The 15,818-nt window shown below is 66.1% G+C and carries 15 protein-coding genes; 9 read left to right on the top strand and 6 right to left on the bottom strand.

The genetic code is table 11. The features are described 5' to 3' along the window. The first annotated feature begins 19 nt into the window (after positions 1-19). The 4 genes from aroC (at position 20) to topA (ending at position 4,651) form a co-directional block, all read left to right on the top strand. Positions 20-1,213 (top strand): chorismate synthase, encoded by a 1,194-nt coding sequence (aroC, locus tag VGQ44_06520; GenBank protein ID HEV8446452.1) that lies wholly within the window; start codon positions 20-22, stop codon positions 1,211-1,213. Between the two features lie 16 nt (positions 1,214-1,229). Continuing rightward, positions 1,230-1,733: a shikimate kinase gene (locus VGQ44_06515; GenBank protein ID HEV8446451.1), complete on the top strand. Its 504-nt coding sequence runs from the start codon at positions 1,230-1,232 to the stop codon at positions 1,731-1,733. Positions 1,734-1,922: 189 nt separating this feature from the next. Further along, the gene (locus VGQ44_06510) at positions 1,923-2,159 is read left to right on the top strand and encodes a DUF494 family protein (protein ID HEV8446450.1); all 237 of its coding nucleotides are present in this window, start codon (positions 1,923-1,925) and stop codon (positions 2,157-2,159) included. A 38-nt stretch (positions 2,160-2,197) separates the two neighbouring features. Beyond that, positions 2,198-4,651, top strand: a complete 2,454-nt coding sequence (topA, locus tag VGQ44_06505) for a type I DNA topoisomerase (GenBank protein HEV8446449.1) — start codon at positions 2,198-2,200, stop codon at positions 4,649-4,651. 15 nt (positions 4,652-4,666) lie between these two features. Here the strand turns inward: topA and VGQ44_06500 are convergent, their stop codons facing one another. From VGQ44_06500 to VGQ44_06475, 6 genes are all read right to left on the bottom strand, one after another. Beyond that, positions 4,667-5,926 carry a hypothetical protein gene (locus tag VGQ44_06500; GenBank protein HEV8446448.1) on the bottom strand — a complete coding sequence of 420 codons (1,260 nt, stop codon included), beginning with the start codon at positions 5,924-5,926 and terminating at the stop codon, positions 4,667-4,669. Positions 5,927-6,116: 190 nt separating this feature from the next. Continuing rightward, a complete protein-coding gene (locus tag VGQ44_06495) occupies positions 6,117-6,593 on the bottom strand; it encodes a DUF6702 family protein (protein ID HEV8446447.1) in 477 nt (158 codons plus the stop codon). Next, positions 6,587-7,204, bottom strand: a complete 618-nt coding sequence (locus tag VGQ44_06490; protein HEV8446446.1) for a HupE/UreJ family protein — start codon at positions 7,202-7,204, stop codon at positions 6,587-6,589. The genes VGQ44_06495 and VGQ44_06490 overlap by 7 nt, the downstream gene beginning before the upstream one ends. Continuing rightward, entirely contained in the window at positions 7,201-8,511 is a 1,311-nt protein-coding gene (locus VGQ44_06485; GenBank protein ID HEV8446445.1) for a tetratricopeptide repeat protein, read from the bottom strand. The genes VGQ44_06490 and VGQ44_06485 overlap by 4 nt, the downstream gene beginning before the upstream one ends. Positions 8,512-8,515: 4 nt before the next feature. After that, on the bottom strand, positions 8,516-9,094 hold the full coding sequence (locus tag VGQ44_06480; protein ID HEV8446444.1) for a DUF4331 family protein: 579 nt from the start codon (positions 9,092-9,094) through the stop codon (positions 8,516-8,518). A 54-nt stretch (positions 9,095-9,148) separates the two neighbouring features. Then, entirely contained in the window at positions 9,149-9,883 is a 735-nt protein-coding gene (locus VGQ44_06475; GenBank protein HEV8446443.1) for a DUF4331 family protein, read from the bottom strand. Positions 9,884-10,142: 259 nt separating this feature from the next. Here VGQ44_06475 and VGQ44_06470 point away from each other — a divergent pair, with 259 nt between their 5' ends. The 5 genes from VGQ44_06470 to hslU all read left to right on the top strand — a co-directional run bounded on the left by VGQ44_06470 (position 10,143) and on the right by hslU (position 15,806). Continuing rightward, positions 10,143-11,279, top strand: coding sequence for a hypothetical protein (locus tag VGQ44_06470; GenBank protein HEV8446442.1), 1,137 nt, complete (start codon positions 10,143-10,145; stop codon positions 11,277-11,279). Positions 11,280-11,349: 70 nt separating this feature from the next. After that, on the top strand, positions 11,350-12,720 hold the full coding sequence (trmFO, locus tag VGQ44_06465; protein HEV8446441.1) for a methylenetetrahydrofolate--tRNA-(uracil(54)-C(5))-methyltransferase (FADH(2)-oxidizing) TrmFO: 1,371 nt from the start codon (positions 11,350-11,352) through the stop codon (positions 12,718-12,720). Beyond that, positions 12,717-13,652, top strand: a complete 936-nt coding sequence (locus VGQ44_06460; protein ID HEV8446440.1) for a tyrosine recombinase XerC — start codon at positions 12,717-12,719, stop codon at positions 13,650-13,652. The genes trmFO and VGQ44_06460 overlap by 4 nt, the downstream gene beginning before the upstream one ends. Positions 13,653-13,724: 72 nt before the next feature. Then, positions 13,725-14,264: an ATP-dependent protease subunit HslV gene (gene hslV, locus VGQ44_06455; GenBank protein ID HEV8446439.1), complete on the top strand. Its 540-nt coding sequence runs from the start codon at positions 13,725-13,727 to the stop codon at positions 14,262-14,264. A 3-nt stretch (positions 14,265-14,267) separates the two neighbouring features. Continuing rightward, entirely contained in the window at positions 14,268-15,806 is a 1,539-nt protein-coding gene (hslU, locus tag VGQ44_06450) for an ATP-dependent protease ATPase subunit HslU (protein HEV8446438.1), read from the top strand. The last annotated feature ends 12 nt before the right edge of the window (positions 15,807-15,818 follow it).

Raw genomic sequence — 15,818 nt, 5'->3', positions numbered from 1 at the left:
GGGCGCTAAGATTCACGGCATGACCCTACGCTTTACGACCGCGGGTGAATCGCATGGGCAGGCCCTCGTGAGCATTCTGGAAGGAATGCCGGCGGGCCTGCCTCTGCTTTCGGGGGACGTCGACACCGAGCTCGCGCGCCGCCAGCAGGGCTACGGTCGCGGGCGCAGAATGCAGATCGAGAAGGACGCCGTCGAGTTTCTCTCCGGCGTCCGCGCGGGCGAGACGATCGGTTCGCCAATCGCCATGCTGATTCGCAATCGTGACTGGAAGAACTGGGAAGAGATCATGAGTCCCGCGCCCGACGCCGAGCCGGGCGTCCCCCGCAAACGCGCCGTGACGCGCGTGCGGCCGGGCCATGCCGATCTCACGGGACTCCTCAAGTACGACCGCGACGACGCGAGAGACATCCTCGAGCGCGCGTCGGCGCGCGAAACGACGGCTCGTGTTGCCGCCGCGGCGATCTGCAAACGATTCCTGCGCGAGTTCGGCATTTGCATCGGCAGCCACGTCGCGCATCTCGGCGGCATCGATGCGAATCGCCCCGCGGAGATGCCGGGCGACATCAACGCCGTCGCCGACGAATCGCCATTGCGAACGCTCGACGCCGACGCCGAGAGGCGGATGATCGAGAGGATCGACGAGATCAAGCGCGCCGGTAACACGCTCGGCGGCATCTGCGAGGTCGTGGCCGACGGCGTTCCCGTGGGACTCGGCTCGCACGTGTCGTGGGACCGCAAGCTCGACGGCCGCATCGGCGCGGCGATCATGTCCATTCCCGCGGTGAAGGGCGTGGAGATCGGCATGGGCTTTCAGGCGTCGCGCGTCACCGGCGCCGAGGTCCACGACGAGATCGAGCCCGCGCCGGGGCGCACTCGCACCGGCAACGTCAGGCGTCGAACCAACCGCGCCGGCGGGCTCGAGGGCGGGATGACGACCGGCGAGCCGTTGGTCGTCCGCGTCGCGATGAAACCGATCAGCACCCTGATGCGCCCACTGGCGACCGTGGACGTCGCGAGCGGAGAGTCGGCGTCCGCCGTCGCCGAGCGAAGCGATGTGACGGCCGTTCCAGCGATGGGAGTGATCGCGGAAGCAATGTTGGCGTTCGTGATCGCTGATGCGTTCCTGGAGAAGTTCGGCGGTGATTCGCTCGGAGAGACGCGGCGCAACCATGACGCCTACCTTTCGCACGTCGCCGATCGCATCGGAAGCTGATCCGTCCAAGCCGCACGTGATCCTCGTCGGACTTCCCGGCGCGGGAAAATCCACGATCGGGTCAGCGGTCGCCGAGCGTTTGGGAAGGCCGTTTCTCGACCTCGACGTGGAGCTCGAGCGTCGAGAGGGACGCTCCGTCGGCCAGATCTTCGCCGAGGAGGGCGAGGGCTATTTTCGCCGAAAGGAACGCGAGCTGACTGAGGAGCTCCGGCTGGTCGGGAACATGATTTTGGCCCCGGGCGGAGGCTGGATTGGTGATGCTGGGGTCGTTTCGCTGCTGTGCCCCCCTGGACGACTCATATACCTTAGAGTACGTCCTGCGACAGCACTGGCTCGTTTAGGGCCTAATCGGTCGCTCAGACCACTCCTTTCCAGGCCTGAGCCGCTTGTCGAGCTCGAGCGTCTATACCGGGAGCGAAAGGCCGCCTATGAGGCGGCCGACGAGACGGTAGACACGGAACTACATGGCCTGCAAAGGGTTATAGAGCAAGTGGCAGAACTTGCCTCATCGTATAGGTGATTCTACGTTACCGCGACAGCAGGGCTGATCGTCGGTCCCTGAGGTTGGGTGAACGAAGGATTGATGGATTCCATGGGGGCGGGGAGCGGTGCTTGGGCATCGCGTGTCCTCCCCTTCGTGCTTTCGGGACTGCGCGCCGGCTGCGGCCGCGAGGGTCTCGGCTGGTGAGATAGCGGGGCAACGATTTCGATGAGTTTTCGCGTGCTGGGACCCCACGAGCGGGGGCGTTTCGCTCCCGAGGCGTGGGGACATCTGTTGGCGCTGAGCGGCTCGGGCGCGCTGAATGCGGCCGAGTTGGAGCACATCATAGAACGGGCACTCGTGCAGATCGACGGACGGATCGCGCTCGATGATCTTCGCTCCCTCATGGAGGGGGCCGGATACCTGTCGCGCGGTGACGGCGATCAAAACCAGACGGTCCACTGAACAGATTCGAGATGGCAACGAGAAAGCGTGCGCCAGGAGTGAAATCGACATCAAACGGGGCGGCGGGGAGCCGCCCTTCCGCGAAGCGTGCCGCCAAGCGTAAGGCGACCACGAAGGCGGCCGCGCGGCGCGGGAAAGCGGTCGTCGAGTACTTCGAGGGACCGGCTGCGGCGGGCGGCAGCTCGCTCGTGATCGTCGAGTCGCCGACGAAGGCCAAGACGATCGGCAAGTATCTTGGACGCGGCTACCGCGTTCGGGCGACGGTCGGCCACATCATGGACCTGCCCGAGAAGAAGCTCGGCATCGACGTCGAGAAGGGCTTCATGCCCGAGCTGGTGCCGATTCCCGGCAAGGAAAAAACGATCGCGGAGATCAAGAGCGCGGCGAAGGAAAGCCGCGAGGTGTTGATCGCGACCGACCCGGACCGCGAAGGCGAGGCGATCGCCGCGCACGTGGCGACGCAGATCAAACCGAAGCGGGGCGACGCGGCCGTGCCGATCAGGCGCGTCCTCTTTCACGAGATCACGAAGGACGCGGTCCGGCGGGCGATCGAGAACGCCGGAAAGATCGACGCCAAGAAAGTCGAGGCCCAGCAGGCCCGCCGCGTGCTCGACCGGCTCGTGGGCTACAAGGCGAGCCCGGTGCTCTGGAAGACCGTCAAGAAAGGACTCTCGGCTGGCCGCGTCCAAACCGTCGCGCTGCGACTGATTGTCGAGCGCGAGCGCGAGATTCGCGCGTTTACGCCGGTCGAGTATTGGACGATCGAAGCGTTGCTCGCCAAGGAAGGCCAGGAGTTCACCGCCAAGCTGCACCACATCGACGGCAAGAAGGCGGAGATTCCCAACGAGGCGGAAGCGCAGCGCATTCTCACCGACTTGAGCGGCCGCAAGACGTTCGACGTCACAGAGGTCAAACGGCGCGAACGCCGCAAGAATCCTTCGGCCCCGTTCACGACGTCGACGCTGCAGCAGGAAGCGGCGAAGAAGCTGTCGATGGGCTCGAAGCGGACGATGCGCGTCGCGCAGGATCTCTACGAGGGTATTGAAATCGGCGACGAAGGCGGCGTCGGTCTCGTCACGTACATGCGAACGGATTCGACGCGCGTGGCGGAGAGCGCGGCGCTTGCGGCGCGCGACTACATGCGGACGATGTTCGGCCAGGAGTACGCGCCGGACGCCCCGCGCCTCTACGGTGACTCGAAATCGAAGAACACGCAGGACGCCCACGAAGCGATTCGTCCGACCGATCCGACGCGCCGGCCCGACGCGGTGAAGCGATATCTGACGCCCGACCAGTTCAAGCTCTACAACCTGATCTGGCAGCGTTTCATGGCGTCGCAGATGGCCCCGGCGGTGTTCGACACGACGACCGTCGACTTCGACATCCTGTCGCCGACGCAGCCGGACATCGGCCGCCGCGGCTACCTGTTCCGCGCCACCGGCTCGATCGTGAAGTTCAACGGCTTCCTCGTTCTGTACCGTGAGGGACGCGAAGACGGGGAGCACCGGACGCTCGAGGACGAGCAGGCGCTCCCGGTCGTCGAAGTCGGCGAGCGCGTGCCGTGCAAGTCGATCACGCCGAGCCAGCACTTCACGGAGCCGCCGCCGCGATTCTCCGAGGCGAGCCTCGTCAAGGAGCTCGAGCGGCTCGGCATCGGCCGCCCGTCGACGTACGCGTCGATCATCTCCGTGCTCGCCGACCGGCGATACGTGGAGCTCAACCAGCGCCGGTTCTTCCCGACGGAGCTGGGCGAGAGCGTCGAGAAAGTCATGGTCAAGCAGTTCCCGGACATCTTCAACGTGGACTTCACGTCGGAGATGGAACAGGAGCTGGACAAGGTCGAAGAGGGCGACCTCGGCTGGCAGAAAGTGCTGAAGGATTTCTACTCCCCATTCGCGGCACGCCTCAACAAAGTGGACGCGCCATCGCTCATCGCTGAGGCCTACGACCTGTCGAAGGTGCACGAGCTGCGCTGCCCGGAGTGCGGCGGCAAGCTCGAGCCGCGCGGTGGTTTCTTCGGGCCGTTCCTCGCGTGCGAGAATCACCCGAAGAAGTGCAAGTACACACGGCCGATCAAAGGCGAGAAAGCCAAGCCGGTGATGACGGAGCACAAGTGCCACGTCTGCGGCGCGCCGATGGTGATCCGCACGGGGCGCAGCGGCCAGTTCCTCGGCTGCAGCACGTTCCCGAAGTGCCGCGGCACACGCTCTCTGCCCACGGGAGTGTTCTGTCCCAAGGACGGCGGTGAGCTCGTGGAGCGTCGCTCGCGCAAACGCGGCACCGCGTTCTACGCGTGCGCGAACGAGGACTGCGACTTCGTCGCGTGGAACAAGCCCGTGAACGAGAAGTGTCCCGAGTGCGGCTTCGTCGGCGCGGAGATGAAGTTCAACAAGACGCGCGGCGATTTCCGCAAATGCCTCAAGTGCGGCAACGAATGGGACGCGCCGACGACGGAAGACCAGCCGGAGAGCGCCGAGGCACTCGCCGGCTGACCGATCGTCCCGAGGTCAGTGCGGGACGGGCAGCCCGCCTTTGACGAGGACCGGTGTCGCTTCGGCGACGCCGTTTCCGTCTCCGAGCTCGCCGTGCGCGCCATCGCCCCAGCAGAGCAGTCGCGCCGTGGCATCGATTGCGCAGATGTGCTCGAGTCCAACGTCGAGCGCGACGACGTTCGAGATGCCGGCGATCTTCTCCGGGGTGTAGTCGCACACGAACGTCGTCGGATTGGGGTTGACGACACCGGCCGCCGTGAATGGTGTGCACGCGGAGGTCGCTGGGGCGCCGGCCAGCTGCCCCTTGGATCCGTAACCCCAGCAGTAGACATCTCCCGATGACGTGACGCCGCACGTCGTCGAATAGATGGAATTCACTCGGGAGCTGCGAATGGCGCTGAACATGATCCCTCCGACGACCGGCGTCGGCGCGAGTCGCTGCATGCCGGTTCCCTCGCCCAGTTGTCCGGACGCGTTGTTTCCCCAGCACAGTGCCGCACCGCCATCGGTCAGAGCGCACTCGTGGATCGGCCCGCTCGACAGGTTGTGAAGCTTGAGCGTCCCGGCGGCGGCGCGCGGCACGTTCGACGGGACCATGTCGCCGGTGCCGAGCTCTCCGTACGTGTTGTCGCCCCAGCACCAGGCGGCGCCGTCGGCGGTGAGGCCGCAGACACTCCAGAAGTTGGCGACCAGCGAGGCGAATCGGACGCCGGTCTTCACCGCGGTCGCGCCTGTTCTGCGCACCGTGTCGCCGACACCGAGCTGCCCTTGGGTATTGATCCCCCAGCAGTACGCCGCTCCCCCCGAGTCGAGCCCGCAGCCGAACTTGGCGCCGACCGTGATCGATTTGAACGGATGTGGCGCCGAGACGGACGCGGGAACGGTCCGATAGCTGAGCGGGACCCCTGGCTGCGTCGGGTCGTCGCCCCAACACCAAGCTCGGCCGCCTCGATCGAGCGCGCAGACCGAGAAGTATCCCGCCGCGATCGCGACGAACTGATGTCCGCCGGCCGTCGGCGTCGGCACCAGCTCCGGGTTGAACGACGAATCCCCGAGCTGCCCGCGGAGGTTGTCACCCCAGCAGTACGATTTGCCGTCCGTGGTCAGGACGCATGAGAACTGTTGCCCGGTCGCCAACGCCGTCGTGACCGCAGGTGTGGCGGGAAACGACGGCCCGGCAGAATCGCTGCCGCAGGCCACCGCGCCGGCGACGATGGCCCCGGCGGCGCTCAACGCCATTGTCCGATGGAGGAAGCGCGGCGATTGACGGCGCATGTGTGTTCCTGGGCGGAAGTGGCCTCAATCGTATGACTACCGACACCGCGTGGCAAGACGATATGCGTTCATCGTTTCCTAATGCGCGGCGCTTTCGGCACGACGCGTCGGATCTGACGTTCGACGTCCGACGCACGGTCGGACACCGGGCGCCACAGCGCCGTTCGCATCGATCGACTGCGCGGCGAGGTCAGTCCGCGAGCGGCTTCTCGGAGTCGCCGCGCGTGTACAGCATACTTCGCGTCTTTGCCCCATCGGTCACGCGTACAACGTTGATCTGGTCCGCGAACAGCTCGCACAACATCCGGTCACGAAGCGCGAGGCGATTCGTCGGCTCGGTGGGGATGGCCGCTTCAGCGCAGAGCCAGAGCAGATCGCCCTGGCGACGCGTCCCACAATCGCGCATGGCGAGCGGCTCCCGCGCGTGGGCCACGACCGCGATGGCCCGGCGCACGTAGGCTGAGGCACGCGTGTCCCACGATCCGCTCGTGCCCATTGCCCCGAGCGCGACGCCGAAGTCGTCCGCGAACACACGCACGACGATGCGCAGCGTACCTCGAGGCCGGTCGATCGTTACCTCCGCCATCGTCGTGTGCAGCGGATGGAAGCCGCCCGCCTCCCCCCGACTCGCCGCGAGCGCGGTCGCGAGAAGCAACGCGGCTACCACGGGCTTCGCTCCACGGCCCAGCGGGACGCGACGGCAACCACGAGCAGCGACACGCCCACGATCCGCACGCGCAGCGCCGGCCACCTCGTGCTCGGCACTTTCGAGAATGCGATCGCCGCGTCGATGCCGAGATCGATCGCTGCGAGTACGATCGCCGCCGCGCCGAGAATCACGATCTGGCCGAGCTCGATCCCGACGTTGAATCCAAACAACGGCAGAGCGATGCGCGTCACGAACATCGCGCCCAGGTAGTTGGCGAAGCCGGCGCCATGCACGAGACCGAACACGCCCGCGAACACGGGCCGATACCGGCTCTGGATGCCGGCGCGCCGTCGCGCGCTGGCGATGAGATTCTCGACGCCGGTCGCGACGATCGTCACCGGGATCAGGAATTCGATCACCGCGCTCGGGAAGTGCACGACCCCCGTGACCGCCAAGCCGAGCGTCACCGAGTGCCCGATCGTGAACGCATTGATGACCCACAGCGCCTGCCGCACGTCGCGCGGGCGATAGATCGCCGCGAGCGCAACGAGAAACAGAATGTGGTCCATCGCCGCGACGTCGACGATGTGGCGGAAACCGAGTTGGACGTACGTCGCGAGCTCGCTCATTGTCCCTCCGACCGCGACGCGGCGAAGCCCGGCTCCAGCGCTCGAGCTTGCGCGAACAACGCGTTGGCCGCGGCTTCGTTGCCGAGCGAGTGCTCGATGGCCGCAGCGTGGTGGAAGAGTTGCGCGTCCCGCGTTCCCTGAGCGAGCGCACGAGTCATCGCCTCCTTCGCTTCCGCGTCGCGGCCTTGCGCGTGCAGCGCCCAGGCGAGCAAATCGTATCCGTAGATGTCGCGTCGCGTCTGGAGCTCGACGAGCACTTTGCGATAGACGGTGCCGACGTGCCGGCGGTGGTCGAGCAAAAAGAGACTCCACGCGCGGTGGTAGGCTCCCGGCTGCTTGAGCACGGCGACGTCGAGCGCGCGAGCGTACTCGCGCGACTCGGCGCTGTCGCCGACCGCCGCGTAGGCGTCGCTCAAGACGCCGAGCGTCGCGGGATCGAGCGAGGTGGCGATCGCCTCCTCACCCGCGGCGATCGCGGCCTGCCATTCATGCCGCGTCGCGGCGAGCTTCGCCTGTGCGGCGAGGAGTCGATAGTCCCCCGGGTGAACGGCGAGACCCGCTCGGTATTCGGAGTCGGCCTCGCTGAATTTCCCGCTCCTCAGATCGAGGTCGCCGTTGCGCAGCCAAAACCACGCGACCTGTTCCCGTGGAAGGTGCGGCGTCGCCTGCGCGGTCTTGAGCGCCGTGCGCATGAGCCACCGGGCCTCGCCGGTGCGCCCCTCGATCTCCGCCCATCGAGCGAGCCGCGGCGCGATCGACAAATCATGAGCAAACCCGGCGAGACCATCGAATATCACCCGCGCCGAGTCGTACTGCCCAAGCTCCATCTGGATCTCGCCGACGGCGGCGCGAAGCGAGGGAACGTCCGGGTTCCGATCGCGCAGCGACCGAGCGATCGAAAGGGCTTCGTCGAACCGATGCTGCGCGAGCAGGCTCGCCGATAGGACCTGCGCCGCGGCGTCGTTGCGGGAATCACGGTTGCGAACGGACCGTCGAGCCGCGAATTCAGCGCGAAGTGCGTCGCTCGGGTCGCCGGTCTCACGGGAGCGTCGCAGGTAGAGGCCGGCGAGACGGGCCAGGTCCGTGGCGCCCGTCGGATCGCGGTCGGCGCGCTGCTTATAAAACTCTATATCCAGGTCGAGCACTTCACCTTCGGTAAGCCGCGGTGCGGGCGCCGAGATCGTGCCTCGCGTGTCGGGCGCGCTCCGCGAGCACCCGACCACCGCCGCGCCGGCTGCCAGCGCGGAGAAAACAACGCGGGCGGCCAGGAGCGGCCGGCACAAACGGCGCGACGGAAGTCGTGTCATGGCCCTACTTCGGATTCGCGAGGTACGGGAACGCAGTCTGGAACGTGCTGTGGGAGCCGACGTTGTCCGTGCAGAGCGGGAGCGTGAACGGCTTGCACACCGACTGCGTCGGATCGAGCAGGTCGCTGAAGATCCCCGTGAGCCCCACGTCGACGACGTCGTCGGTGAGCTTTCGGCCGCCCCATCCATTCGAGAGGGCCCAACTGAGCCATCCGGCCGTCGTCGTCGCCTTGTCCGTCTGCACGATCAGCATGTCCGGCAACAGGACCGACGCGAGCGTGTTCTGCAGCGTGGTCGCCTGCGGTCTGAACGCGGCGACGAATCCTTTCACCGTGCCGCCAAACGCGGCCGCGTCGCCATCCGGACCGATCGACCCGTGAAAGCCATGGTCCTTTTTCGCGAGGAAAACCTCGCTCACCAGCGGGTTGCCGAGCCGCTGAACCTGATTGAAAGTGCGGGGCGAGTTCGAGCTCGGACCCGTCGTGTCGTTGTCGTCGGAGCAGCCCACCGTCAGCGCGAGCGCCGACATCGCGGCCGCCAGCGCGAGAGCGCGACCTCGGCTCCGGAGCAAATGCATGGACATTGTGATTCGCCTCTATGAGCGTTGAGTTGTTGTCGTGAGTTGATTCGCCGTCGGTCAGCGGCTGATCGTGCCCCAGATGCCGAGCTTCGCGGATCCGCCCGCGGTCAGCATCGAGGTCGGGAGCTCGACGACGATCGACAACACGTTGAATCCTTTCGTGAAGTCCACCGCCGCGGCGGCGGTGCGGAACGATCCCGCTGTCGCCGTGTCTGGCAGCGCGGACAGCGTTCCGGTCGACGGCTTGCGGTCCGGGATGATGCGGAAGAACTGCTCGAGGTCGATGAAGAACGGCTCCTCGCGCGCGCCGGCGAACACCTGAATTCCGCTCGGCGAGCCGAGTACCTGATTCACCGCGCCGGACACCGCCGGGGACACATTGGCGATCTGGTTGTTCATCGCCCCCGGCAGCGGCGGCGCGACCGGGCCGCGCACTTCGACCGTCTGATTCGCGCCGGTGCCCTTGAAGACGATTTGAATGACCTTGTCTTCCTTGGCGTCGCCGGTGTTGTCGACCTTGAACTGGTAAAGAAGATTCGGATCGAACGAGGTGGACGGCGTCTGCGCCGGCGTGAGAAACGCCCAGCTGTTGAGGACCAGCGCGATCCGGTCGGGCGACGAGCCCGGAAATGCGTAGACGTCGGTCATGTCCATCGCCGGGTTCACCTCGACGAGTGGATTGTCCTGGTGGTCCGACGCGCGCGCGACGCCGATACGGGCACCGGCGAGAATTGCGACCGTTGCGACGGCCGCTGCCAGGCGCGCCCCTGGCGTATGGAAGGGAAACCGCATGGAGCCCTCCTAGTGGGAATTGAGCCGGGGCGCGCGGCCGAAATGCGACGGCCCCAAGCGTTGCACTCGGCCAGTCCGGGCCAAGTGCGGAGGGTACGCCGGCGGTGCGAAATCGGATCTCGGAGGACTGCCGTCGCGAAAGGCGACCGCCAACGCGCGACGGAGGTGACGTGTAGAGCGCGGCGGTGCATTTTGCAGGGAGGCGCGCGGGAAGGGGGCACAGCCGCCGGCGCCAAGCCTTCAAGAACACGAGACCGATATGAACGGACAGAGATGGACCACGCTCGCAGCGGCCTTAGTCATCGCCGCTCCGACGGTCGGGAACGCTCAGAGCACGATCCCCTCGCGGCTCACCGACAAGGAGATTTGGCAGCTCAACGCGGAATTCTCGGAGCCGGGCGGCTATTTCCGTTCCGACAACCTGTTGTCGAACGAAACCGGGTTCCAAGCCGTGATCCCGTATCTCCGCAGCGTGATCAAGCCGGGCAGCGTGTATCTTGGCGTCGGACCCGAGCAGAACTTCACGTACATCGTGTCATTGCAGCCGAAGATCGCGATCATCTTCGACATCCGCCGCGGCAACATGATCGAGCACCTGATGTACAAGGCGTTGCTCGAGACGTCGGCCGATCGCGCCGAGTTCCTGTCGAAGTTGTTCAGTCGGCCGCGTCCACCGGGATTAGACACGACCTCGACGCCCCAACGGCTGTTCGAGGCGTATATCGCGGCGACGCCCGACTCGACGCTCTACAAGAGGAACCTCGCCGCGATCAAGGCGCACCTCGCGTCGCGCGGCTTCACGATGGGCGACAGCGACGTCAAGTCGCTGGAGTACATCTATTCGCAGTTCTACGAGGCCGGGCCGCAGATCAACTACAACTTCTCGAACGGCGGAGGCGGCGGATTCGGACGCGGGAACATGCCCACGTACGCCACGCTTCAGGTGGCGACCGACACCACGGGAAAGAACTGGGCCTATCTCGCGACGGAAGCGAATTTCCGGTGGCTCAAGGATTTCGAGACGAAGAACCTGCTCATCCCGGTCGTCGGCAATTTCGCGGGTCCGAAGGCGATCCGCGCCGTCGCACAGTATCTCAAGGATCACCACGCGGTCGTGGGCGCGTTCTACACGTCCAACGTGGAGCAGTATCTCTTCCAGCAAAACGACGAGTGGTCGCTCTACTATAAGAACGTCGCGACGCTGCCGCTCGACTCGAACAGCACGTTCATTCGCTCGATCGGCGGAGGCTTCCGCGGCGGCTTCAACAACGCGTCTCCGCAGATGCGCTTCGGCGGGCGACTCGCGTCGGTGACGTCGGGAATTCAGGACCTGCTCAAGGCGTTCAACGACGGGAAGATTCAGTGGTACGGCGACGTGATCGGGATGTCAAAGTGAGGTGGCCGCGCCGGCGCTTTTGCCGTCCACCCGTCCACCCGTCCACCTGTCCAACGGTCCACCCGAGCGCATGAGCGATCCGGTTCACATCGTCGGCGGCGGACTCGCGGGGAGCGAGGCCGCGTGGCAGCTCGCCGAGCGCGGGCACGACGTGATTGTGCGCGAGATGCGTGGGGTGCGTGGAACCCCGGCTCACAAGACCGACCGGTTCGCCGAGCTCGTGTGCTCGAACACGTTCAAGAGCACCGAGACATCGAACGCGCACGGCCTGCTCAAAGCGGAGATGCGGCTCCTCGGCTCGGTCGTGCTATGGGCGGCCGACCAAGCACGCGTTCCGGGAGGGACCGCGCTCGCCGTGGACCGCGACGTTTTCTCGGCGGCGGTACACGAACGCGTAACGTCGCATCCGCGAATCAACGTCGTGCGCGAGGAGGTCGTGTCGCTGCCGAGCCCGGGCATCGTCGCCACGGGGCCGCTGACGTCCGATGCGTTGAGTGAGGCGATTCGCGCGCGACTCGGCGTCGAGTCGTTGGCGTTCTACGACTCGATCGCGCCGATCGTCGCGCAGGAGTCGATCGACGAGTCGGTCGTTTTCCGCGCGTCGCGCTACGGCAAGGAGACGATGGACGCCGGCGACGCCGAAGGCGGAGCGTACCTCAACTGTCCGTTCACGCGCGAACAGTACGAGGCGTTCATCGACGCGATCGTTGCCGCCGACCAGCATCACGGCCACGAATTCGACGAAGTGCCGTACTTCGAAGGCTGCATGCCGGTCGAGGAGATGGCGCGGCGTGGGCGCGAGACGCTTCGCTTCGGGCCGATGAAGCCTGTCGGTCTCCGCGATCCGCACACGGGACGCGAGCCCTATGCCGTCGCGCAGCTCAGGATGGAAGATCGCGGCGGGCGGATGTGGAACATCGTCGGATTCCAGACGCGGCTCCGCATACCGGAGCAGCAGCGTGTGTTCCGCATGCTCCCCGGCCTGGAGAACGCCGAGTTTCTCCGTTTTGGCTCGATTCACCGAAACGCGTACGTGAATTCGCCGGCGTCACTCACCGCGCATCTGTCGCTGCGAGACGACCCGGCGACGCTGTTCGCCGGGCAGCTGACCGGCGTCGAGGGATACACGGAGAGCACGGCGACCGGGATTCTCGCGGCGATCAACCTGTCGCGGATATTGGCTGGAGACGCCCCGGTACTGCCGCCGCCCACGACGATGATCGGGGCGTTATATCGCTACCTGCGCGAGGCGGACCCGAAGCACTTCCAGCCGATGAACGCCAACTTCGGTCTCCTCGACGAGTTGCCGGAGCGCGTGAAGGACAAGCGCGTGAAGCGCGAGCGATTCGCCGAGCGCGCGCTCGCCGCGATGGCCGAGTGGGGCGGGCGCGAGTCGGTGACGCTCGCCGCGCTCGCGGCGCCCGAGCGGGCGTCGGCGTGACGGAGCTAGACCCCCGTCGCATAGACGTCCGCGACTTTCTCGACCATCTCGCGAAAGAGCGGGACGTGTCGCCGAACACGGTGCGCGCGTACGACCGCGACCTCACCGAATTCGTCCGCTTTCTGAGCCTCTACTATTCGGGCGGCGAGTGGACGTGGCAGGGCGTCGACCGAATCGCGATGCGCGGCTTCCTCGGCCATCTCGCTCGGCGCAAGCTCTCGAAACGATCGATGGCGAGAACGCTGTCCGGCGTGCGGAGCTTCTACCGGTACCTGCACCGCAGCGAGGTCGTCGACACGAATCCCGCGCGGGCAGTCGGCGCGCCGCGGCTCGAGAAGTATTTGCCGGCGTATCTCGATCGGGCACAGATCGATCTGCTCTTTCAGATGGCCGAAGTGCGCGCGTGGGAAGGGCGCTTCGTGGACGTGCGCAACCTCGCGATCCTCGAGGTCTTTTATTCGACGGGCATGCGCTTGTCGGAGCTCCAAGGTTTGAGCCGCGGCGACCTGGACATGGTGATGCAGCAGGCGAAGGTGCGCGGCAAGGGGCGGAAAGAGCGGATCGTCCCCGTCGGCAATCACGCGATCCTCGCGCTGCGAAACTACGAGTCGAAGCGTGACGAGTTGTTGCGGTCGACGGGGCGCCAGGGAGACAGAAGCGCCGTGTTTCTTTCGCGAAACGGCCGGCGAATCGGCGTGCGGGCGGTCCAAAAGGTCGTGACCGGTTTCCTCAAGCAGATCGACGAAGACGCCGGACTGAGCGTTCACTCGCTGCGCCACACGTTTGCCACCCATTTGTTGGACGCGGGCGCGGATCTGCGGGCCGTGCAGGAGCTTCTGGGGCACGCATCTATCTCCACGACGCAGATTTACACGCACACGAGCGTCGAGCGCCTCAAGACGGTCTACCAGAAGGCTCACCCGCGCGCGTGAGCCGGCCGGGTCGGGAAAGCGGGAGCCCTCGCCGCCCGCGCTAGGTTACGTGGTATGAACGAGCAAGGCGGAATGCTGCCACCCATCCGCGCCACCACGATTCTGGCCGTGCGACGGGGAGGGAAGGTCGCGATCGGCGGGGATGGACAGGTCACGGTCGGCGAGACGGTCATGAAATCGCACGCGCAGAAGGTGCGTGTGCTCAAGGGCGGCAAAGTGGTCGCCGGCTTCGCGGGAGCGGCGGCCGACGCGATGACGTTGTTCGAGAAGTTCGAGGAGAAGCTCGAGCGCTATCCGGGGAATCTTCCGCGCGCGGCGGTGGAGCTCGCCAAGGATTGGCGAAGCGACCGCGTTTTGCGGCGGCTCGAGGCGATGCTGATCATCGCCGACAAGGACCACGGGTTCATCGTGTCCGGCACCGGCGAGTTGATCGAGCCGGACGACGGCATTCTCGCCATCGGGTCCGGCGGCTCGTACGCGCTGGCGGCGGCGCGCGCGCTGGCGGCGGCCACGGAGCTCGATGCGACGGAAGTCGTCAAGCGGGCGATGAACATCGCGGGCGAGATCTGCATTTATACGAATACAAACATTTCAGTTCTAGAAGCATCCTGATCGATGCCGTCCAGTCGCACTCAGCAGGCGCTCGCGCGCCTCGCCGACCTCACCCCCCGCCAGATCGCCGCGGAGCTGGACCGATACATCGTCGGCCAGGCCGACGCGAAGAAAGCGGTCGCCATCGCCCTCCGAAACCGCTGGCGGCGCCAGCGCGCCCCCGACGCGATTCGCGAAGAGATCTCGCCGAACAACATCATCCTCATCGGGCCCACGGGCGTCGGGAAGACGGAGATCGCGCGCCGCTTGGCCAAATTGGCGGGCGCGCCGTTCATCAAGGTCGAGGCCTCCAAATTCACCGAAGTCGGCTACGTCGGCCGCGACGTGGAGTCGATGGTGCGCGACCTGGTCGAGAGCGCGATCGACATGGTGCGCAGCGAGCGGGAGGCCGAGGTCGAGGACCTCGCCCACGAGCGCGTGGACGAGCGGCTCCTCGATCTGCTGCTGCCGCCGCCCGGCACCCAGGCGCCGGCCGCCGCCGCTTCGCAGGCCGCGGGTGCGACGCCTGGCGACGGCGTAGCGCAGGAAAAGCCTGAGCCTCCCCCGCGTCCGGCTCCATCCCCGTCGGCGTCGGCCGTGGACGACGCGCTCGGTGTGTTCCTCGTTTCGGGCGCCGGAACCGTCACGAAGGAAACGGTGGACGTCGCCCAGGAGCGCTACAAGCGGACGCGGGACAAGCTCAAGCAGCTCCTCATCGATGGACGCCTCGAGGACCGTGAAGTCGAAGTCGAAGTGACGCCGCAGGCGGCGCCGATGTTCGACGTGCTCGCCTCGCAGGGCGCGCCGGAAGGGATGGACAACTTCGCCGACATGCTCAAGGAGATGCTGCCGAAGCGCAAGAAGAAGCGCACGGTCAAGATCTCCGAGGCGCGGCGGATACTGTTCGAGCAAGAGCTCGAAAAGTTGATCGACTTGGAGGACGTCACCGCCGACGCGCTCGACCGCGTCGAGAAGCTGGGCATCATCTTCCTCGACGAGATCGACAAGATCGCGGGCGAACGGTCGCAAATGGGCGGGCCGGACGTCTCGCGGGAAGGCGTGCAGCGCGACCTGCTGCCGATCGTCGAGGGCTCCAACGTCCAGACGAAATACGGCATGGTGAAGACCGACCACGTCCTCTTCATCGCCGCCGGGGCGTTTCACGTCTCGAAGCCGAGCGACCTCATTCCCGAGCTGCAGGGCCGCTTCCCGATTCGCGTCGAGTTGAAGCCGCTCACCGAGAAAGATTTCGTGCGGATCATGACCGAGCCGGAGAACGCGTTGACGAAACAGTACGCGGCCCTCGTCGAAGCCGAGGGGGCGAAGCTGGATTTCGCCGAGAGCGGCATCGCCGAGATCGCCCGCATCGCCGCGCTGGTGAACGAGCGGATGGAGAACATCGGCGCGCGCCGTCTTCACACGGTCATGACGACGTTGCTCGAGGACGTGCTGTTCGAGCTTCCCGATCGCGGCAAGGACGCGATCTCGGTGGACGGCACAGTCGTGCGGGACCGCCTCAAGGCGATCGTCGAAGACGAAGATCTGCGAAAATACATCCTCTAATTTCCGCGTTCG

The organism is Gemmatimonadaceae bacterium, assembly GCA_036003045.1.
Taxonomy (GTDB): Bacteria; Gemmatimonadota; Gemmatimonadetes; order Gemmatimonadales; family Gemmatimonadaceae; genus JAQBQB01.
The sequence above is the reverse complement of the archived record's forward strand: the minus strand, read 5'-3'. Positions and strand labels throughout refer to the sequence as shown.

Bases quoted from the DNA above. Each gene is read 5' to 3' on its own strand.
- aroC (HEV8446452.1), top strand. From the start codon at position 20: ATGACCCTACGCTTTACGACCGCGGGTGAATCGCATGGGCAGGCCCTC.
- VGQ44_06510 (HEV8446450.1), top strand. From the start codon at position 1,923: ATGAGTTTTCGCGTGCTGGGACCCCACGAGCGGGGGCGTTTCGCTCCC.
- VGQ44_06500 (HEV8446448.1), bottom strand. From the start codon at position 5,926: ATGCGCCGTCAATCGCCGCGCTTCCTCCATCGGACAATGGCGTTGAGC.
- VGQ44_06490 (HEV8446446.1), bottom strand. From the start codon at position 7,204: ATGAGCGAGCTCGCGACGTACGTCCAACTCGGTTTCCGCCACATCGTC.
- VGQ44_06485 (HEV8446445.1), bottom strand. From the start codon at position 8,511: ATGACACGACTTCCGTCGCGCCGTTTGTGCCGGCCGCTCCTGGCCGCC.
- VGQ44_06480 (HEV8446444.1), bottom strand. From the start codon at position 9,094: ATGTCCATGCATTTGCTCCGGAGCCGAGGTCGCGCTCTCGCGCTGGCG.
- VGQ44_06475 (HEV8446443.1), bottom strand. From the start codon at position 9,883: ATGCGGTTTCCCTTCCATACGCCAGGGGCGCGCCTGGCAGCGGCCGTC.
- VGQ44_06470 (HEV8446442.1), top strand. From the start codon at position 10,143: ATGAACGGACAGAGATGGACCACGCTCGCAGCGGCCTTAGTCATCGCC.
- trmFO (HEV8446441.1), top strand. From the start codon at position 11,350: ATGAGCGATCCGGTTCACATCGTCGGCGGCGGACTCGCGGGGAGCGAG.
- hslV (HEV8446439.1), top strand. From the start codon at position 13,725: ATGCTGCCACCCATCCGCGCCACCACGATTCTGGCCGTGCGACGGGGA.
- hslU (HEV8446438.1), top strand. From the start codon at position 14,268: ATGCCGTCCAGTCGCACTCAGCAGGCGCTCGCGCGCCTCGCCGACCTC.